Here is an 18,421-nt window from a genome sequence, read left to right as displayed (position 1 = left end):
CGGAGATCCATGTCCCCGCTCGTCCGCTCGCGCCGCGCCGCGGGCATCGCGCTCGTCGGCTTGGCGTCGGGCTGCGCCGCGTCGGCCGCGACGCCCCCGGCCCCGACGGCCGCCACCCCCACCGTCGCCGCCCCCGCGAAGGCGGTGGCCACGTCGATCGACCGCCTGACCGCCACCGCCCGGCGACGCTACGCCGACGAGGCCCACGGCGGCGTCGCCGTCGGGACGCCGCACCGAGTGGGTCGCGACCCTGGCCTGCGACGCGCGCTCGCGTCCGGGAACGTCGGCGCGGTGCGCGCATACGTCCGCCAAGAGTTCGGGCCGGTCTGGTACCACTGGCACGTCTCGCGCGTCCGCATCGTGCAGGGTTCTCGGCTGCTCGCGGACGCCGGTGTCCCGTTCGTGGTCGCTCCCACCCAGATGACGCTGCGCACGCCCGGCGGGCGCACGCTCGGTCGCCTGCAGGTCTCCATCCAGGACGAGATCGGCTTCGTGCGCTACATGCACCGCAACTACCCGGTCGACGTCGTCGTTCGCGGGCGGAGCGCCGCGCACGTCCGGGCCTCCCTCCCGGCCGCCGCACACGCGAAGCTGCCATCGCGCGGAACCGTGACGATCACCGGGCGCCGGTACGTCGTGGGGTCCTTCCACGAGACCGCGCTGGCCGGCGAGCCCGTGACGGTCTGGATCCTGACGAAGGGCTGAGGGGCGTCCATGGAGTCCGGGACCCTGACCTCGAGACGGACGGCGCCCCGCGCGCAGATCGCCGCGCATGCGGGCGTCGTGACCGCCGCGCCGCTGGCGGGCATCGTGCTGCTGGGCGCCCTGCTGCGGCTGTGGGCCTTCGACCGGGTGGAGCCCAACCCGTACTACGACGCCGCCGTGCGCAGCATGACGCTGTCCTGGCACAACTTCTTCTTCGGCGCTTTCGAGCCGGGCGCGCAGGTGTCGATCGACAAGGCCCCGGGCGACCTCTGGCTCCAGGTCGCGAGCGTCAAGCTCCTCGGCTTCACGGCGATCGCCACCCGCGTGCCCGAGGTCGCCGCCGGGATCCTGGCGATCCCGTTGTTGTACGACCTGGTCCGCCGGCTGTTCGGCCGCCGCGCGGGGCTCGGCGCCGCGGCGGCGCTCGCGGTCCTCCCCACGGCGGTGCTCACCGCCCACAGCGACACGATGGACTCGGTCATGATGCTGCTCGACGTGCTCGCCGCCTGGCTGGTCGTCGTCGGCGCGCAGTCGCGCCGCGCCTGGCCGATCGTCGCCGCCGGCGGCGCCCTCGGGCTGGCGTTCAACGTGAAGCTGTTCGAGGCGCTCATCTTCCTCCCGGCGCTCGCCTTGCTCATGCTCATCGCGGTCGACCTGCCCTGGCGCCGGCGCGCGCTGGCCTTCGGCGGCAGCCTCGTGGCGTTCCTCACCGTGAGCCTGGGCTGGATCGCCACCGCCTCGCTGACCCCGCTCAGCGGCCGTCCGTGGCCGATCGGCTCGACGAACGGCAGCATCTGGAACGTCATCTTCGTCTTCAACGGGATCGACCGCCTGCGGACCCCGGCGACGCCGGCCGCCCTCGCGCTGGACCCGCCGGGCGCCGCGCGGTTCTTTCGCGCCTCCGGCCACGGCTACGCGACGACGGTCGGGACGATGCTGCTCGCCGCGCTGGTGCTCGGCGCCTGCGCGGCCGCGGCCGGGATCGCGCGGCGCCGCGCGGATCGACGCGCCGACCGGCCGGCGCTGGCCGGAGCCGTGTTCCTGGGGACGTGGCTCGTCCTCGGCGTGGGTCTGCTGAGCCACATGCAGCGCCTGCAGCCGCGCTACCTCGAGGCGGCGACGCCGGCGATCGCCGCCGCCGTCGGGGTCGGGCTCGCCGGACTGGTCGCCGCGGCCCGACCGGGCCGGCGCCTCAGCGCCGGAGTGCTCGTGGGCGCCGCCGCGGTCGTGGCCACCGGCAGCGTGCTCCTGGCCTCGCCGCCCACGTGGGCGGTCATCGTCGCGGTCGCGGCCGTCGCCGGCTGCGCGGCCGCCGCAGTCCTGCGCAGCCATCCTCAGCGGACCGCCGCCCTGCTCGCCTGCAGCCTGGTCGCGGTGCTCGCCGTGCCGGCCTCGGGAGCGGTCACGGTCGCCCGCCAGCATCGCTCCGACGCCGGCGTGCCGCTGCGCACGTCGCCCGCCCGGCTGGCCGCTCTGAGCCGCTTCCTGATCAACCATCAGGGCCAGGCCCGCTACGAGGTCGCCAGCCCGAGCGTCGTGCGCGCCGCCCCGCTCATCATCCGCGACGCCCGGCCCGTGCTGATGCTCACGAGCCTCAAGGGGCGCCCGCTGCTGGACGGCGCTGCGCTGAAGCGGCTCGTCGCCACAGGTCAGGTGCGCTACGCGCTGCTCGGCCGCGCATCGTGTTCGCAGACCGGGTGCGCGGACGCCATCCGCTGGGCGCAGCGGCACGCGGTCGACGTGAGCGCGGCGGCGGGGCAGCCGCCGCGAACGCTCTTCCGCCTCGTGGCGACCCCGGCCGCCGGGAGGGCGCGGTAGATGCTCGAGGTTCCCGCGGCCGTCGGCGCCGCGGTCGCCGTACGCCCCTCGCCGTCCTCCGGGGCGCTCGCAGGAGGCTCCCGGCCTGCGGTCGGCCTGACCGTGGGCCGCGTCGAAGCGCGCCGACGGTCACGGCGCCGTGGCGCGCGGAAGCCACAGGATGAAGCGAGCCCCGGCGGCAGTGTCCTCGAGCACCAGGTCGCCGCCCATGCGCCGGGCCAGCTCCCGCCCGATCGCCAGCCCGAGCCCGAAGCCGCCGGGCTGGGCCTCCACGCCGCGGACGAAGCGCTCGAAGATCCGCTCCCGGTCCTCCGCGGCGATCCCCGGGCCCTCGTCCTGCACGGCGATCCCGGTGCGATCCCCGTCGGTGGTGAGCTGCGTCCAGACGCCGCCGGGCGCGGCGGTGTGGCGCAGGGCGTTGTCGATCAGGATCCGCAGGATCCGCGCGACGTTGCCAGGATCGGCCAACGCCCAGCGGTCCTCACCGTCGGCGATGCCCACGCTCCGTCCCTCCCCGCCGAGGCGCACCTGCTGCTCGGCGACGACCGAGCGCAGCACCTCGCCGAGCGCGACGGGCTCCCGGCGAAACGGCAAGCCCGCGTCGATCCGGCTGAGGTCGAGCAGCTCGCCGGCCAGCTGCGACAGACGGCCCGCCTGCTCGTCGGCGCTGCGCGCCTGCTGCCGGGCGTCGGCGATCGCTGCCGGCTCGGCGTCCAGGTCGGCGATCAGCAGATCGAGCATGACCTGCAACGACGCGACCGGCGTTCGCAGCTCGTGCGAGGCCGTGGCCACGAAGGCGCGTCGGGCCTGCTCCTGCTCGCGCAGCCGGGTCTGCATGACCGCGAAGGTCCGGCTCAGGTCGCCGATCTCGTCGCGCCCGCCCTCGGGCTGGAACTCGGCGACCGGTCCGACCTGCGCGACGCGTTCGGCGGTGTCGCGCAACCGCCGGATCCGGCCGACCGCGCGCCCGGCGATCAGCACGCCCATCAGGACCGCCCCGAGCAGCCCGGCGACCGCTGCCAGCGCGAACGCGCGGCGCAGGAGTCGCGTGACGGCCTCGACGTCCTCGATCGGGCGGCGCGCGGCGACGATCGCCGGCACCCCGTCGATGTGGACGGGAACGGCGATCTCGGCCTCCGGCTGCGAGCCGCCGACCACCAGGCGGCGCTCCTTGCCGGTGCGCACGGCGTCGTGGGCCGCCACGAACGGCTCCTCGCGCCCCGGATCGGTGGTCGCCAGCACACGGCCGGAGCCGTCGAGCACCGCGACGTCGGCGCCCGTGCGGCGCAGCGGCCGCATGGCGGCGAGCAGCCGCCGGTCGCCGGGGTGCACAGCCTCGGACGGCAGCGCCGTGAAGTCCCCCAGCTCGCTGTGCACCGACTGCGCCAGCGTCTCGCGCGCAGCGTCCCGCAGGAGGCGGTCGAGCGGCGAGAACAGGCCCACCGCCGCCACGGCGAGGGTCAGGGCGCACAGCACCGCCAGCAGGGCGACGAACCGCTCGCGAATGCCGAAGCGCACGGTCAGGGCTCGCCGAGGCGGTACCCGGCGCCGCGCACCGTGAGAATGAGCTGCGGCTCCTCCGGCGACGCCTCGAGCTTCTCCCGCAGGTGCCGGACGTGCACGTCGATCGACCGCGGGTCGCGGTACGCGCTGTCGCCCCAGATCGCGCGCAGCAGGTCGTGCCTGGAGTGGACGCGATGCCGCTGGGCCATCAGCGCGTGCAGGATCTCGAACTCCGAGAACGTGAGGTCGACCTGCTGCCCGTCGCGCTGGACGTCGCGCAGGTCCGGGTCCAACGCCAGCGCGCCCACCCGCAGCGCACCGCCCGTGCGTCCGTCCCCCGCCCCGACGCGCCGCATCACCGCGCGGATGCGGCTGCGCAGCTCGGCCGGGCGGAACGGCTTGACGACGTAGTCGTCGGCGCCCGCCTCCAGGCCCAGCACGGCGTCGGCCTCGCTGTCGAGCGCGGTGAGCATGATCACCGCCACAGCGTTGCGCCGGGCGCGCAGCTCGCGACAGACCTCGTACCCGTCGGGGCTCCCCGGGCCGAGCGCGACGTCGAGCAGGATCACGTCGAAGTGCTGCGTGGTCGCGCGGTCGATCGCCGCGCGGCCGTCGGCGACGGCCAGCACGCGATGGCCCTCGCGCTGGAAGGACTGGCGCAGCGCCTCGCGTAGGGACGACTCGTCGTCGCACACCAGGATGTCCAAGGTCGGAGACGTCATCGCTGCGCCCACGGTAACGGCGGGCGGCGACGCAGTCAGCGGCCGGCCTCCGCGGGGCCGGCGCGCCCGTCGTCAGGCACCCGGCTTGGGCGGGAGGCCGCTGTGCAATGCGTGCCGCAGGCCGGCGAGCTCCCGCAGCGTCCGCGCCGACAGCCGCGCGCCCGAGCCGTTCTGACGGCCGGCGACCCGGATCCGGTGGTGGACCGGGACCTCGGCCACGCGGGCGCCGGCGGCAGCGCTTTTCGCCAGGAGCTCGGCGCCGACGAGCGCCCCGCCGGCGCGCAGGTCGAGGCGCTCCAGCAGCTCGCGGCGGGCGAGCCTGAACGCGCAGTCGACGTCACGCACGGGGAGGTCGAAGGCCGCACGCACGACGCGATTCCACAGCGCGCCGCCCGCGCGCCGGCCGACCGGTCCCTGCGGCAGGATGCGCCAGCCGACGACGAGGTCGGCCGACGGCGCGAGCGGCAGGAACGCCGCGAGCTCGCCCACGTCGAACTGCAGGTCGGCGTCGATCAGCAGCACCCACGGCTGCTGCGCTGCGGCGATGCCCGAGCGCAGCGCGACGCCGTAGCCGCGGTTCTCGCCGTGGACGATGAGGCGCACGCGCGCATCCGCGGCCGCCAGCCGGCCCGCGACGGCGACGGTCTCGTCGGTGCTGCCGTCGTCGACCACGATGATCTCGTGCGCTGCCGCACAGCGCTCGGCCGCGATCGTCGCGTACCGGACGGCGTCCGGCAGGTTCTCGGCCTCGTCGAAGCACGGAAGCACGATGGTCAGGCCGCTGAGCCGGTCCGCGGCCCGTCGCTCGCGGCCGAAGTCCGACATGGACGTGGTGTTGCTCGTGGGGTTCATGGCGCTCTCATCCGATGGGACCGGAACGTATGTGCGCGGCGGTTGCCCTCCGTGGCGGGCCGCGTTGGCATCGCGTTACGTCGATCTCGCGCCCGGCGGTCCGCGCTCATCTCCAGCTCATCGCCGGCTCATACGTTGCGGTTGGCGCCAAGCGCCTCCGCCGGAAGGCCCCTGACGTGTTCGACGCGCTCCAGCCCACGCAGGACGCCGCGCCGTGACCGGCGCCTCGTCGCCGTCGATGCCCACGGCGCTGTCGAGCCGCCGGCTCGGCACGCCGCCGAGCTGGAGCATCACGGCCGTCCTCGCCGGCCTGTGGCTCGTGGCCGGTCCCACCACACCCGACCTCGCGGCGCAGCTGCATCGCGTAGGGATGTTCGCCGCAGACGGGTTCACGATCTGGGACAACCGGTGGTACGGCGGCCATCATGTGCCCGGCTACTCCCTGGTCTTTCCGGTGGTCGGCGCGGCGATCGGGGCGCGTGTGGCCGGAGCCCTGGCCGCGGTGCTGTCCGCCGCCCTCTTCGAGGCGCTGCTCGGCCCGGGCCGGAGATACGCGGCCAGCCGGTGGTTCGCGGTCGGCTGCTCGGCCGACCTGCTCATCGGACGCCTGACCTACGCGCTCGGCGTGACGATCGGACTGGCGGCGGTCACCGCGCTCCTGCGAGCGCGGCCCCGGCTGGCGGCCGGCCTCGCGGTCCTCTGCGCCGCGACCAGCCCCGTGGCCGGCCTCTTCCTGGCGCTGGCCGGCGTCGGCATCGCGGCGACCGGCCGGCGCCGAGACGGGCTGGCGATGGGCGCGGCGGCCCTGGCGGTCGTGCTCCTGCTCAGCACCGCCTTTCCCGAGGGCGGGTCACAGCCGTTCTCGTCCACGTCGTTCGCGGTGACGGCCTCCATCTCACTGGCCGCCGCGCTGGCGGTCGGTCCCGTCCGCCGCCTGCGCGTGCCGCTCCTCCTCTACGCCGGCACGGCGATCCTCTGCTTCGCCATCCCGAGCCCGATGGGAGGCAACGTCACCCGGCTGGGCACGGCCTTCGTCGCGCCGGCGCTGCTCGTCGCCGCTGCCGGTGCGCCCCGCGCTCGGCGGATCGCCCTCACGGTCGTCCTGTGCGCTGCTGCCGCATGGCAGTGGGTCGACCCGTTCACCCAGGCGGCGCACGGCTGGCACGATCCCTCATCGGTCAGGTCCTACTACCAACCCCTGATCGCCCAGCTTCGGCTCGACGGCGCGCAGACGGCGCGCGTCGAGGTCCCGTTCACCCGGGGACACTGGGAGACCGCGTACCTCGCGAGCGAGTTCACGCTCGCGCGCGGATGGGAGCGCCAGCTCGACCGGCGCCTGAACCCGTTGTTCTACGAGCCCCGGTTGGATCCCGCCGCGTATCACCGCTGGCTGCGCGCCAACGCGGTGGAGTTCGTCGCGCTGCCCGACACGCCGATGGACGACGCGGGCCGCCAGGAGGCGCGGCTGGTGGGGCGATCGCCGTCCTTCCTGCAGCCGGTGTGGACGGGGCGCCACTGGCGGCTGTTCCGCGTCCGGGACACGCTGCCGCTCGCCTCGCCCCGCGCGCGCGACGTCCAGGTCTCCGACGGCAAGGTCCGCCTCGTCGTCCGGCGGCCCGGCCCGGTGCTCGTCCGCGTGCACTGGACGCCGTATTGGCGGCTGCTCACGGGTACGGGATGCGTGTCGCAACAAGGCGGGTGGACCCTCCTGGAGGCCCATCGGCCGGGCGTGTTCGTCCTGGAGACGCGGTTCTCGGTGAGCGGCTTCCTCGACCGGCTGCCGGCCTGCCGATGACGCGCGGGCCCTCGAACGCCTGAAGGCCCGCTTGGCGGGCCTTCTCAACGGTTCGGGTAGTGACCATTCGTGACCGGTTACACGGCGGAGCGGCCGGCAGCGGAAACGATCAATCGCCGCCGGAGGCTCGCAGGTGCACAACGGCACCCATCGGCCGAGGCGGCGGGCCGTCGAGGCGTCCTCTGTCCAGCGCCCAGATCTGGTCTGCCCCGTGGAGCTCGGAGAGTTCGGCGGCGGTCATCAGCACCGCGACGCCGTCCGCGGCGATGTCGCGAAGCAAGTCCATGACCTCGGCTCGGTCCTGGTCTCCGAAACCGGCCACGGGGTCATCGACGATGACGAGGCGGGGCCCGCGCGCGATCGCTTGGGCGATAGCCGCGAGCATGCGCTCGCCGTCGGACATGTGGTCCCAAGGCATCGAGGCGACGTCCCCGATGCCGACGCGATCGAGAGCGGCTCGGGCGCGACGCTGCGCGGTCCGCCACGGGCTGAGGTGAACGAGGGTCGACATGATCCACGTCAGCGCGTCCATGTGCTCGAAGTCGGGTCCGCGGCGCGATGCCAGCCCGATCTGCGCCATCAGCTCGCCGTCACGGTCAGGGTCGCGCAGCTCGCGACCGTCGAAGAGGACCCGTCCTGCGTCGGGCGCCTGGACTCCGGCGACGATCCTGGCGAGGGTCGTCTTGCCGGCACCGCGCCGTCCCCAGATGCCGCCGAACTCGCCGGCGTGGAGCTCCAGCGACACCTCGCGCAGCACCTCGATCGCTCTGGGACCGCGCCAGAAGGAGAGGCTGGCCGACTCGACCTGGACCAGCGGTCTCACGGGGCCACCGTTCCGGCGTTGGGCCGTTCCCGGAGGTCCTCAAGCGTGCGGCGCAGGTCTCGCAGGAACGTCGCCCGCGATGCGACCTCGTTGCGTTCGGCGGCAGCCAGGGCTGCTGCGCAGACGGCCTCCCACGGCGCCTGTTCCTTGACCAGCGAGCCGACCTCCGGTGCACGCAGGTCCCGATGGTGGGCGATGAGTTGGTGCTCGGCGGTGACGACGAGTTCGACCAGCTCGGGCAGGTCGTCCTCGCGGGCCGTCGCCAACCGGCGAAACAGGTCGGCGAACGATTCGGGCGGACTGGACAGCCACGCTTCATAGCGACGCTCGCCCGCGGGGGTCGCGATGTAGCGGCGCCGGCTCGGGCCGCCGACGTCTCGATCGCTGACGACTTGAAGCGGTTCGATCAGGCGGCCGTCGCGCAGAACTTCAAGCGCCTTGTAGACCGCTCGGGGCGCCGGGACGACGCCTTCGGGGCCAGACCAGCGTTGTACCTCGTCGACGAGGGAGTACCCGTAGCTCCTCGGGCGACGCCGGACCATGCCCAGCACTGTGAGACGCGTTGATTCCGACACTTTCTCGACCCTTTATAGACGCGAGCATATCTCTTTAGGTGTCCGGGAGGGAACTTCTGCCTCACGGCCAGGCACCCGGCGAGCGAAGCCCGATGAGGGGCTGCTCGACGGGCGAGCTGGCGTCCTGCCGGAACGGCCCGAACCCGCGCTGCCGTGCGACATCTGAACGTTTGCGTCGGATATGTTCACGTCTCCAAAACGGAGTGTGGTGTCGGTGCCCGAGCGATGCGGAAGACCATGATCGAAGATGACGGGTTCGGCGCGGCACGCCGTCTCTGTCACGACCGCGGGTCGGTGTGAGGGTGGACCGGCCGCGAATGCCGAGCGCCGGGGTCGGGCGACGCTCGGCGGATCTGCGCTCCGACGCTGGCCTCCACGCGGCGGCCGAGCAGCGAGCGGGGCCGGTCTTGGAGTTTCGCGACGTTCGGAGACACTTCGCCGTTGGAGATGAGGTCGTTCGTGCCGTTGATGGCGTGTCGCTTCAGATCGACTCCGGCGTGCTCGTGGCGCTGTATGGGCCGTCAGGCTCGGGGAAGAGCACACTGCTGAGGATCGCGGCGGGCATCGAGTCGGCCGACGGTGGCGCGGTCCTGGTGGACGGCGTAGACGTGACCGCGCTCTCGTCCCGGGAGGCGTCGGACTACCGGATGCACGTGCTGGGCTGGGTCGGGCAGGAGTCCGACCTCATCGACGGGGCGAGCGCCATCGACAACGCTGCGTTCAAGTTGATCTGCGCCGGGCGCAAGGTTCGGGAGGCGCGGCGAGCCGCGGCATCGCTGCTCGACGCCGTGGGGTTCTCGCAGCGGCGCGAACAGCGCGCCGAGACGCTGTCGATGGGCGAGCGCCAGCGAGTCATGATCGCGCGTGCTCTATCGATGGGCCCGCGCGTCGTGCTCGCCGACGAGCCGACCGGCAACCTCGATAGCCGGCGGACCCACCAGGTCCTCGAACTGCTCAGGGTGACGACCCGTGAGCGGGGCATGGCGACCCTGCTGGTCACCCATGACGAACACGCGATGGAATATGCCGACAAGGTGTATGCCTTGCAGGACGGAGCGCTGCGCGAATTCGCCACGGAGTCGAGGCCGCGCACGTGAGCCTGGCCGGCTTGGAGCCGCTCGCCCGGGGACGATTGCGGCTCGGAAGCGTCTTGATGCTGTACGCGGTCAGGTTCCGCCGACGGTGGGTGGCCGAGCTGATGGCCGTCTTCGGGATCGCCTCCGGCGTGGCCCTCCTGTACGCCGCCAACGTCGCCTCGACCTCACTGTCTGCTCCCGTCCGAAAGCTGAACGAAGGGCTGGTCGGAAACAGCCAGCTCCAGCTCGTGTCACGCGGGTCGGTCGGGCTGCCGGAGCAGCTCTACGACCGGGTGATCGCTCTTGGCGGGGTACAGCGGGCCGCCCCGGTCCTCCAGGTTCCGGGCAACATCGTGGGCCCGCATGGCGACCGGGGCGTGATCTTCTTCGGCGCCGACCCGCGCATCGTCAAGCTGCGCGGGAAGCTGCTGCAGGGATTCAGCAGCGCTGATGCCGCAAGACAGCAGACGTTGGTCATCACCGCGCCCGTCGCCAGCAGCATCGGCGTGAAGTTCGGTGACGATGTCAGCGTGGAGATCGCCGGACGACGGCTCACCGTCCCCGCGGTCGTCGCGGGCCGCGAGCAGGTCGGATCGCTGGCGGACACGTCGATCGCGCTGCTACCGCTGCGCTACCTCCAACAGATCGCCCGCAGCGGGCCAACGGTGAGCCGCATCGTCGTCGAGGCCAAGCCTGGGCAGCTCGCGACCGTCGGCCGCGAGCTTCGGCGTCTGGCCGGGGTGGGTGGGCTCGACGTTCGGCCGGCCGACTACGAGAGCCACCTGTTCGACAACGCTGCCAAGCCGACGGATCAGGCGACGTTGGCCTTCAGCGTCCTCAGCGCGCTCGTCGGTTGGCTCTTCGCTGCTTGCGCGTTGCTCGTGACAGCCGGCGACCGTCGCAAGATGGCCATGCAACAACGGTCCATTGGGGCGCGGCCGTCGGCACGACTGGTGACCTTGCTGGTCGACGCCGCCGCGGTCGGCCTGCTGGGAACGGTCGTGGGTCTCGGGGCGGGAGAGCTGCTGTCGCGGGCTGGGTTTTCCTCGGACGTGAGCTTCCTCTCCGGCGCGTTTCCCGTGGGCGATCAGCGGATCGTCACCTGGCAGAGCGTGGCGATCGCCGGCGCGGGCGGTCTGCTGGCCGCGACGATCGGCGTGCTCGCTCCGCTTCGAGAAGTCGTTGTCGCCACGATCCCGAATCGGCTGCGCCCAGCGTGGCGGAGACAGACGCCACCGGACGCCCACCGGGGCCAAGGGCCGAACGTCTCGATCCTGTTGACCGGCGTGGCGTGTCTCGGCGCCGCCACCGCGATCACGGTGCTTGCGCCCCGCGCGGTGATGGTCGGGCTTGTCCTCCTGGGCGCCGCGCTGGTGCTCGTGCTCCCTTCGGCGCTCTCGGCGACGATCTCGGGCTTGGAGTGGTGGAACCGGCGGGGCCCGGTGTCGTGGAATGCCGCCCAACTGGCGCTCCAGCACCTCAAGACGCGAAGGTGGCGACCTCGAGCGCTCGCGATCACCGCGACGGGCGCGATCGCCGTGTTCGGCGCCACCGCGCTGCAGGGCGCGCGCATCAACCTCCAGGCCGGTCTGGACGACCTGACGACCGGGCTCACCGAAACCGCAGATGTCTGGGCTGCCCCGCGCGGAGCGGGCAGCTCGATCGGGACGGCGACGTTCCCTGCGACCGCGACGGAAGCCCTCGCCCGGCTGCCCGACGTGCGAGGCGTCAGCCTGTACCGCGCCGGGCTCCTTGACCTCGCCGGGCAGCGGGCGTGGATCATCGGCCAGCCGAAAGACGTCAAGAACCCGATCCCGCCTCACCAGATCCTCGAGGGCGACGACGCGCGGCCCGCCGACGAGATCAGGCGCGGCGGCGCGGCGGCGGTGTCACAGGCGCTGGCCGAAGACCTTCACCTCGACGTCGGGCAGCGCTTCACCCTCGACGCGCCCCACCCGGTCAGGCTCAAGGTGGCGGCGATCACCACGAATCTCGGATGGTCGGCCGGCGCGATCGTCCTCGGTGCCGACGATTTCGCCCGGGCCTGGGGCACCACGGCCGTCGCGGCGTACCAGTTCCACGTGCGCCCCGGAGTATCCGCGATCGCCGCCCGTCGACAGGTGGCCGACGCGCTCGGGCCGCGCTCGCCGCTGCGCGTTGAAACGGGCGAGGAGCGAGGCGACCGCCAGCGCGCGATCTCACGCGCCGGTCTGGCGCGGCTGCGTGAGATCGCGACGGTGACGCTGATCGCCGCGGTGTTGGCGATGGGCGCCGCGATGACAGGGCTCCTGTGGCAGCACCGCGCCGCCGTGTCGCGTCTCAAGGCGCATGGACCCCGCACGGGGATGATGTGGCGGATGCTCCTGATCGAGACCGGCGTCCTCTTCGGCGCGGGCGCTGTCACGGGCGGAGTCTTCGGGCTCCTCGGGCAGGTTCTCGGTACGAAGGGCGTGCAGGTGGTGACGGGCTTCCCAGCGGTCGAGTCGCTGCGCCTGGACGTGGCCGTGGTGACCGTCGCGGCCGTTGTCGGGGCGTCGTTGCTCGTGGTGATCGTGCCCGGCTATCTCGTGGCCCGGGTTCGACCATCCTGGCGCGGCTAAGCTCGCGCCGGTGCCGGCGAGGACTCGTCAACGAGATCCCGCGCCGCTCTCGCTCGCGCAGGTGAGCGCGCTGGTTTCCGCGGCCACGCGCGAACTCGCATGGGGTCTTCGAATCGTGCGCGCGACCATCGGGCAATGGCATGCCCGTGCGCTGACGATCCCCGACCCGTCGATGCGGAGCAACGCCCTCGCGGCGCTCAGCGACAAACGCCCGCTGCTCGACGGAGCAGCGCTGTTCTGGATCCTGCCGACCCGACGACACCACGAGCTCGTCAAGTTGCTCGTTGCGTTCCAGATCCTCGCCAACTTCCACGACCATGCCGGTGAACGCGCCGGCCGCGCTTCATCGGCAACCGAGGCGGCGGGCACCATCCGCACGCTCGCCACGATCGTCGATGTCGAACGCCCGTGGGCCGGGTACTTCGGTGACCGCCGACCCGCCGATGGTGGCTACCTCGACGCGCTGGCGAGCACATGCCGGTCGGTGAGCGCTCGCCTTCCCGGGTACGGCGCTGCCCGAGCGTTGCTGGTACAGCAGACCCAACGTGCGCACGTGATGGACATCGAACACGGTCCCAACGAGCGCGACCGGCCGCGACTGCTCCGGCAGTTCGCTGCGACGGATCTCGGCAGGACCGAGGACCTGGAGTGGTGGGAGCTGGCCGCCGGCGCCGCCTCGCTCATGACGGCGATCGTTGCCCTCGCGCTCGCCGCCGACGAGCGCGCGACGCCCGACGATCTGGACGAGGCCGTCGATGCCTACATCTGGGTCGGAGCCGTCGGCACGTTGTTAGACAACTACATCGACCAGTTCGACGACGCTGCCACCGGCGCGCACAACTACATGAGCTACTACGGATCGCCCGACGCTGCGCAGGAGCGGCTGGCCAGCCTGATCGACCGCGCGCTATGCAAGGTCGGAGCGCTCCGGCGCGGCGAGCATCACCTCGTGATCGTCGCCTCGATGACGGCCATGTACCTCACGAGCGACAGCGCACGCGGTGAGCCACTCCGCGCCTCGACGGACGAGCTGCTCGCGCGAAGTGGATCGCTCACTCGCGTGCTGCTTCCGCTCATGCGTGCCTGGCGGGTCGCATACAAGGAGGCCGACGCCTGAGCAGCTCGTCGCGAGCACGCCGCTCTGCGACGCGTTCAGGTCCAGCGCGAGATCCTGCTGAGCGACGTTGAGCCCGACGCCGAGGCGACGACGGCCATCAGCGCGGTGCACGTCGCGATCAGGATGCTGCGCCGGCGTTCGGCGGCGACGACGGTCACGACTGCCCCGCGGCCGGTTGCGCGATGAAGAGCTTGCGGCTCGAGGTGACCGTGACGCCGTCCCAGCGAGCGTCTCGGCTCGCGTCGACGAGCGCGACGAGCGCTTCGACGTCGGCAGCGTCGGCGAGGTCCGCGACGTTCCGCGCGGTCGCTCGCAGCTGAGCGCCGAGGAACTTGCGCGTCGCGGGATCCTCGGGCGCCGTCACGGTGTTGGTCAGCGTCCGGGACGCGACGACGTCGAGTCCCGCGGACGCGAGCATGCTCGGGTAACGCTCGGCGTTCGGTGCGCCCGGCAGCGTCGGGCGCGCGCGCTCGGACCATTCGGAGCGGGCCTCCTCGAGACGTTCCCAGATGCCTGGTCGTCCGAGGTCATCCGCGAGGCGGACCGCCATCGGGTCGGCGCGCTCGAGCAGGCACACGAGGCCCTGCGGGCGAACCAGCTCTCGGATGCGGCTGAGCGTGGCGACCTCGTCCTCGGCGTGATGGATGGCCATCGCCGACCAGGCGAGGTCGCACGAGCCGACGATCTGGAGATCGCCGTTCAGGTCCACGGCGCAGGTTTCGACGCGATCGGCCAAGCCGAGTCGCTTCGCTCGAGCCTCCGCACGCGCCAGCATCGCGGTGGAGCCGTCGGCCGCGACGACGGTCGCGGACGGGAACCTCTCCGCGAGCCGCGCCGTGTCGACGCCTGGCCCGGACCCGATGTCGACGACGCGTTCGACCGTGCGGCCCTGGTCCGCGAACCGGTCGGCGCAGAGCGCGATCGCTTCGGCTGCGAGGCCCGAGGCCAGCTGACCCTCGACCTCGAGGGCGGCCGCGACCCGCTCGGCATCGAAGTGTCCCTCGTGCGAGTGCCCGTGCTTCGTCATGCTGACCACGCTACCCCTGATCTGCGCGAACGGCATATGGTCTTGCCAATGACGCAAGACGATTCGCTCGAGGGTGTCGCTCGTCGCCGGCTCCGGTCACTCCGTCAGGCTCGGGGCTGGTCGCTGGAGGAGCTGGGACGCCGAGCCAACATCGGGCCCTCGACGCTCAGCCGCCTGGAGACCGGGCAGCGCCGGATGGCGCTCGACCACCTTGTCGCCCTCGCGCGCGTCCTGGACACGACGGTCGACGAGCTGTTGATCGAGGACGACGACGAGGACGTCGTGATCCGCCCTCGCCGTGACAGCGCCGGCGGCTCCACGTTCTGGCTTCTCACCCCTCCCGACGACACGTCCGGACGCGTCGTGGTCAAGATGCGCCTCCCGGAGCGCGAGCGGCTACGCGAGACGCGCGTCCACCCCGGCCGCGACTGGTTCTACGTGCTTGACGGCATCGTGCGGCTGCGACTCGCGAGTCGCGAGGTCCTCGTCCCCGCCGGGCGGGCGGCCAGCTTCAACACGATGACCCCGCACAGCATGGGAGGTCACGGCGGACCCGCTGAGATCCTGAGCATCCTCGATCACCACGGTGAGCGCGCCCATCTCCACACCTGATCGGCGACCGGTGTCGCAGCTCTGAGGGGAATCTGAGGGGACAGAAGGGATTCTCGGTGACCCTCGGCGTCGGTGTCACCTGTCCCAAAAGCTAAGGCGCAGAGCCAAACCTGACTCTGCGCCTTGTCCTGAGCTTGAGGGCAACTGCCCTCTATCGGGGCGCCCGGATTCGAACCGGGGACCTCGCCGACCCGAACGGCGCGCGCTACCAGGCTGCGCCACGCCCCGAGGTACGGAGCAAGTCTACTCGGACGAGCCGGCGACGGCCTTGTAGTAGCGGACCGCCAGACCGGTGACGAGCGTCTGGAAGGCGGAGTCGAGCGTCGTGCCCGCGCGCTGCGCCCATGCCGCGAGGCCCTCGTCCTCGATCGCCTGGGCCTCGGCGATCACGTCGTCGCACAGCTCCGGGTGGCGATCGGCGAAGTACGCGCCGATCGAGTAGAGCCCCGTCTCCGTGAGCGACTCGAGCAGGTCCTCCGCGCCGTCGCCGGTCACGTGCCCCCGAGGAGGCCGCCGACCACGCCGCCGACGCCTGCGGCGACCTGGTCCACCGTGCCGCCGAGCACCGCACCGGTGTCCTTGACCGCGCCGCCGACCTGGCCGCCGACGGTCTGACCGACCGCGCCGGTCGCGTTCTGCACCACGCCGCCCGCGGTCGTCGGCGGCGGCGTGTTGGCCGGCGCCTGGGTCAGCTGCGTGAGGTCGGGCTGCACCAGCGGCTCCGAGCTGCTGGCCGGACCGCCCGTCGCCGCGCCGCCCGTCGCCGCTCCCGCCGCGGCGCCTGCGCCGGCCACCGCGTCGGTGACCGTCTGCGTCACGCCGCCGGCGGCGAAGGTCGGCCTGGACGCCGAAGGCGCGCCCGCCGGCGTGCCGGAGGTCGCCGAGCCACCGCCCGCCGCGGCGCCGGAGCCCGGCGCCGTGGCCGGGCCGGCGCTCGGGTCGCCGGAGGCCGCCGGCGCACCCGCGCTGAACTCGAGCCGGGAGGTGCCGCCGCGCCCGGGCGTCCGCCGCACGGTCACGGTGCCGGACGACGCCCTCAGGCGCCGAGCCGACGACGTCGTGCTCGCGGCGCCGGGCGCACCGCGCGAGGCGGTGGTCGCACCCGCGCCCGCGCCGGCCGCGCCGCCGCCCGCCGGCGTCGCCGCGACCGACCGCTGGACGGCGTCCCGGCCGTCGGGCGTCGCGGAGCCCGATCCGTGCTGCACCGCGCCGGTCCCCACGCCCGCCACCGCCACCGCGGCGGCGACCGCACCGGCCTTCATCCATCCCGACATCGCCGGCTCGCCGTACTGCGCGGCCGCCATCGACATCTGCGCCAGCGACGAGCCGTGGTGGGCGACGTGCGCCGTCGCGGCGTCCGCCGACCCGTCGGGCAGCCAGCGCCGGCGCAGGAACGCGGGCAGCGGCAGGAACGCGGCGATCTTCGCGCGGACCGGACGGCGCGCCAGCGCGGCGGCGTCCAGGCCCGCCGCGACGGCCTGCCGGCGGCACGGCCGGCAGTAGGAGATGTGGCTGCCGACGCGGCGTGTGTCGCGCAGGCCGAGCGCGGCGCCGGTCGCTCCGGCGATGATCGCCTGGATGCGCAGGCACTGCTCGCCGGTGACCAGTTCCTCGTACTCCTCGGTGAGGCGCCGCCGGGCGCGGAAGAGCGTCGACTCGACCGACGGCCGGCTCATGCCCAGGCGGTCGCCGATCTCGCGGTAGGACAGGCCCTCGAGCTCGCGCAGCACGAGGATCTGGTGGTGGGCGTCCGACAGCCCGCCGAACGCGCCGCAGAGATGGTCGAGCTGCTGCTTGGCGTCGACCGCCGCGTCGGGCGACGGGCCGGTTGCGGCGAGCTTGACGTGGTCGGCCGCGCCGAGGCCCTCGTCGGCGTCGTAGCTGACCTCCTCGGCGCGCTTGGACCGCCGGAAGGCGTCGATCGACGCGTTCTTGGCGATCTCGTAGATCCAGGGCTTGAAGGCGATCAGCCGCTCGGTCTGGCGCATGCGCCGCAGCGCGGAGACGAAGACCTCCTGCGTGAGGTCCTCCGCGCGCCCGTAGTCGTGGACCATCCCGAAGATGTAGCCCGCGATGCGCCGGTGGTAGCGGTGGTACAGGCGCTCGAAGGCGTGGTCGTCGCCGGCGCGGACGGCCTGGACGAGGTCGTGATCGGTGACGTCGGTGCGACTCCGCGCGGTGGCGGAGATCCCGGGTGCGGCGAGCGTGGCCAAATTCCCGTTCCCTGTTCCCCATGCGCGCGGCCCTTCCCGTGGTCGCGCTCCGCGGGAACTGTAGCGTTTCCCTTACCTCATATGCCAGCCATCTCGGAAATCGTCGACCACCTGGACCGCCTGCTCGAGGTCGATGCGTTCCGCGACTACTGCCCCAACGGCCTCCAGGTACCCACCGACGCCGACGTTCAGACAATCGTCACCGGGGTCTCGGCGAACGTCGACCTGCTCGACCGGGCGGCGGCCGAGGGGGCCGACCTGGTGCTCGTCCACCACGGCCTGTTCTGGCGCGGCGAGCCGCTGGAGATCACTCCGCTCAAGCGCCGCCGGCTGGCGCCCCTGTTCGCCGCCGACATCGGCCTCGCGGCCTACCACCTGCCGCTCGACGGCCATCCCGAGCACGGCAACAACGCCCTGATCGCCGCCGGCCTGGGCGCCACGACCGAGGGCCGCTTCGCCGAGCAGGGTGGACGACCGATCGGCGTCCACGTCCGCTTCGCGGGCGACGGCCTGACCATCGACGAGCTGACCGAGCGCGTCCAGGCGCTCGTCGGCGGCCGCGCGCCGCTGGTCGTCGCCGGCGGCCCGGAGCGCATCCGAACGCTGGGCATCGTCTCCGGCGCGGCCACCGACGACGTCCACGGGGCGATCGACCTGGGGCTCGACGCCTTCCTGACCGGTGAGCCGGCCGAGCGTGCCTTCTCGATCGCGCGCGACGCGGGCATCCACTTCCTCGCCGCCGGCCACCACGCGACCGAGACGTTCGGCGTGCGTCGCCTCGGCGAGCTGCTGGAGCGCGAGTACGGCATCCGGCACGTCTTCGTCGACGTGCCCAACCCGATCTAGATGGGTTGTTCCACGAGGCGGTCCCGTCGATGGCTGGTCCGGGCGGATGCCTGAGGTCGCACGATCTCGCAGCCGATCCTGGTCGGATCGGCAAGGGATCGGGTGGCCTCAGGCGCCGGCCGGGCCGGTCAGCGGCG

Annotated in this window: 17 protein-coding genes and 1 tRNA gene; 8 read left to right on the top strand and 10 right to left on the bottom strand. The window is 72.9% G+C overall.

The genetic code is table 11. The features are described from left to right. Positions 1–9 precede the first annotated feature (9 nt). Both VK501_RS00445 and VK501_RS00440 read left to right on the top strand, forming a co-directional pair. Positions 10–705, top strand: coding sequence for a hypothetical protein (locus tag VK501_RS00445; protein ID WP_324333508.1), 696 nt, complete (start codon positions 10–12; stop codon positions 703–705). Positions 706–714: 9 nt separating this feature from the next. Next, on the top strand, positions 715–2,523 hold the full coding sequence (locus VK501_RS00440) for an ArnT family glycosyltransferase (RefSeq protein ID WP_324333506.1): 1,809 nt from the start codon (positions 715–717) through the stop codon (positions 2,521–2,523). 129 nt (positions 2,524–2,652) lie between these two features. Here the strand turns inward: VK501_RS00440 and VK501_RS00435 are convergent, their stop codons facing one another. From VK501_RS00435 to VK501_RS00425, 3 genes are all read right to left on the bottom strand, one after another. Beyond that, positions 2,653–4,041, bottom strand: a complete 1,389-nt coding sequence (locus VK501_RS00435) for a HAMP domain-containing sensor histidine kinase (RefSeq protein WP_324333503.1) — start codon at positions 4,039–4,041, stop codon at positions 2,653–2,655. A 2-nt stretch (positions 4,042–4,043) separates the two neighbouring features. Next, positions 4,044–4,748 carry a response regulator transcription factor gene (locus tag VK501_RS00430; RefSeq protein WP_324333500.1) on the bottom strand — a complete coding sequence of 235 codons (705 nt, stop codon included), beginning with the start codon at positions 4,746–4,748 and terminating at the stop codon, positions 4,044–4,046. A gap of 72 nt (positions 4,749–4,820) precedes the next feature. Then, positions 4,821–5,600: a glycosyltransferase family 2 protein gene (locus VK501_RS00425; RefSeq protein ID WP_324333498.1), complete on the bottom strand. Its 780-nt coding sequence runs from the start codon at positions 5,598–5,600 to the stop codon at positions 4,821–4,823. Positions 5,601–5,814: 214 nt separating this feature from the next. Here VK501_RS00425 and VK501_RS00420 point away from each other — a divergent pair, with 214 nt between their 5' ends. Further along, positions 5,815–7,395 carry a hypothetical protein gene (locus VK501_RS00420; RefSeq protein ID WP_324333496.1) on the top strand — a complete coding sequence of 527 codons (1,581 nt, stop codon included), beginning with the start codon at positions 5,815–5,817 and terminating at the stop codon, positions 7,393–7,395. A gap of 109 nt (positions 7,396–7,504) precedes the next feature. Here VK501_RS00420 and VK501_RS00415 read toward each other — a convergent pair whose 3' ends face one another. Continuing rightward, positions 7,505–8,218, bottom strand: coding sequence for an ATP-binding cassette domain-containing protein (locus VK501_RS00415; RefSeq protein WP_324333494.1), 714 nt, complete (start codon positions 8,216–8,218; stop codon positions 7,505–7,507). Continuing rightward, complete coding sequence (locus VK501_RS00410) at positions 8,215–8,760, bottom strand: hypothetical protein (protein WP_324333492.1); 546 nt, start codon at positions 8,758–8,760, stop codon at positions 8,215–8,217. The genes VK501_RS00415 and VK501_RS00410 overlap by 4 nt, the downstream gene beginning before the upstream one ends. 506 nt (positions 8,761–9,266) lie before the next feature. Here VK501_RS00410 and VK501_RS00405 point away from each other — a divergent pair. The 3 genes from VK501_RS00405 (at position 9,267) to VK501_RS00395 (ending at position 13,586) form a co-directional block, all read left to right on the top strand. After that, a complete protein-coding gene (locus VK501_RS00405; protein ID WP_324333490.1) occupies positions 9,267–9,890 on the top strand; it encodes an ABC transporter ATP-binding protein in 624 nt (207 codons plus the stop codon). Continuing rightward, complete coding sequence (locus tag VK501_RS00400; protein WP_324333488.1) at positions 9,887–12,469, top strand: ABC transporter permease; 2,583 nt, start codon at positions 9,887–9,889, stop codon at positions 12,467–12,469. Before VK501_RS00405 ends, VK501_RS00400 begins: the two co-directional genes overlap by 4 nt. 115 nt (positions 12,470–12,584) lie before the next feature. Beyond that, on the top strand, positions 12,585–13,586 hold the full coding sequence (locus tag VK501_RS00395; protein ID WP_324333486.1) for a DUF2600 family protein: 1,002 nt from the start codon (positions 12,585–12,587) through the stop codon (positions 13,584–13,586). A gap of 35 nt (positions 13,587–13,621) precedes the next feature. On the opposite strand, the gene VK501_RS00390 is transcribed toward VK501_RS00395, so the two are convergent. Together VK501_RS00390 and VK501_RS00385 are read right to left on the bottom strand one after the other, a co-directional pair. Next, on the bottom strand, positions 13,622–13,744 hold the full coding sequence (locus VK501_RS00390) for a hypothetical protein (RefSeq protein WP_324333484.1): 123 nt from the start codon (positions 13,742–13,744) through the stop codon (positions 13,622–13,624). After that, the gene (locus VK501_RS00385) at positions 13,741–14,613 is read right to left on the bottom strand and encodes a class I SAM-dependent methyltransferase (protein ID WP_324333482.1); all 873 of its coding nucleotides are present in this window, start codon (positions 14,611–14,613) and stop codon (positions 13,741–13,743) included. The genes VK501_RS00390 and VK501_RS00385 overlap by 4 nt, the downstream gene beginning before the upstream one ends. A 48-nt stretch (positions 14,614–14,661) precedes the next feature. On the opposite strand from VK501_RS00385, the gene VK501_RS00380 reads away from it, so the two are divergent. After that, a complete protein-coding gene (locus tag VK501_RS00380) occupies positions 14,662–15,225 on the top strand; it encodes an XRE family transcriptional regulator (protein ID WP_324333480.1) in 564 nt (187 codons plus the stop codon). Between the two features lie 154 nt (positions 15,226–15,379). On the opposite strand, the gene VK501_RS00375 is transcribed toward VK501_RS00380, so the two are convergent. The 3 genes from VK501_RS00375 to VK501_RS00365 form a co-directional block, all read right to left on the bottom strand. Further along, positions 15,380–15,453: transfer RNA gene (locus tag VK501_RS00375), tRNA-Pro, on the bottom strand. A 15-nt stretch (positions 15,454–15,468) separates the two neighbouring features. Beyond that, positions 15,469–15,720, bottom strand: a complete 252-nt coding sequence (locus VK501_RS00370; protein ID WP_324333478.1) for a hypothetical protein — start codon at positions 15,718–15,720, stop codon at positions 15,469–15,471. Further along, on the bottom strand, positions 15,717–17,438 hold the full coding sequence (locus tag VK501_RS00365; RefSeq protein WP_324333476.1) for an RNA polymerase sigma factor: 1,722 nt from the start codon (positions 17,436–17,438) through the stop codon (positions 15,717–15,719). The genes VK501_RS00370 and VK501_RS00365 overlap by 4 nt, the downstream gene beginning before the upstream one ends. Positions 17,439–17,519: 81 nt before the next feature. Here VK501_RS00365 and VK501_RS00360 point away from each other — a divergent pair, with 81 nt between their 5' ends. Beyond that, entirely contained in the window at positions 17,520–18,284 is a 765-nt protein-coding gene (locus VK501_RS00360; protein ID WP_324333474.1) for a Nif3-like dinuclear metal center hexameric protein, read from the top strand. Positions 18,285–18,421: the final 137 nt, after the last annotated feature.

Source organism: Baekduia sp. (assembly GCF_035318805.1).
Lineage (GTDB): Bacteria > Actinomycetota > Thermoleophilia > Solirubrobacterales > Solirubrobacteraceae > Baekduia.
Note: the sequence above shows the minus strand (reverse complement) of the source record. Positions and strands in the feature narration are given on the sequence as shown.

Coding starts and splice junctions, on each gene's coding strand:
- VK501_RS00430 (WP_324333500.1), bottom strand. CDS start 4,748: ATGACGTCTCCGACCTTGGACATCCTGGTGTGCGACGACGAGTCGTCC.
- VK501_RS00360 (WP_324333474.1), top strand. CDS start 17,520: ATGCCAGCCATCTCGGAAATCGTCGACCACCTGGACCGCCTGCTCGAG.
- VK501_RS00440 (WP_324333506.1), top strand. CDS start 715: ATGGAGTCCGGGACCCTGACCTCGAGACGGACGGCGCCCCGCGCGCAG.
- VK501_RS00410 (WP_324333492.1), bottom strand. CDS start 8,760: ATGGTCCGGCGTCGCCCGAGGAGCTACGGGTACTCCCTCGTCGACGAG.
- VK501_RS00425 (WP_324333498.1), bottom strand. CDS start 5,600: ATGAACCCCACGAGCAACACCACGTCCATGTCGGACTTCGGCCGCGAG.
- VK501_RS00445 (WP_324333508.1), top strand. CDS start 10: ATGTCCCCGCTCGTCCGCTCGCGCCGCGCCGCGGGCATCGCGCTCGTC.
- VK501_RS00380 (WP_324333480.1), top strand. CDS start 14,662: ATGACGCAAGACGATTCGCTCGAGGGTGTCGCTCGTCGCCGGCTCCGG.
- VK501_RS00385 (WP_324333482.1), bottom strand. CDS start 14,613: ATGACGAAGCACGGGCACTCGCACGAGGGACACTTCGATGCCGAGCGG.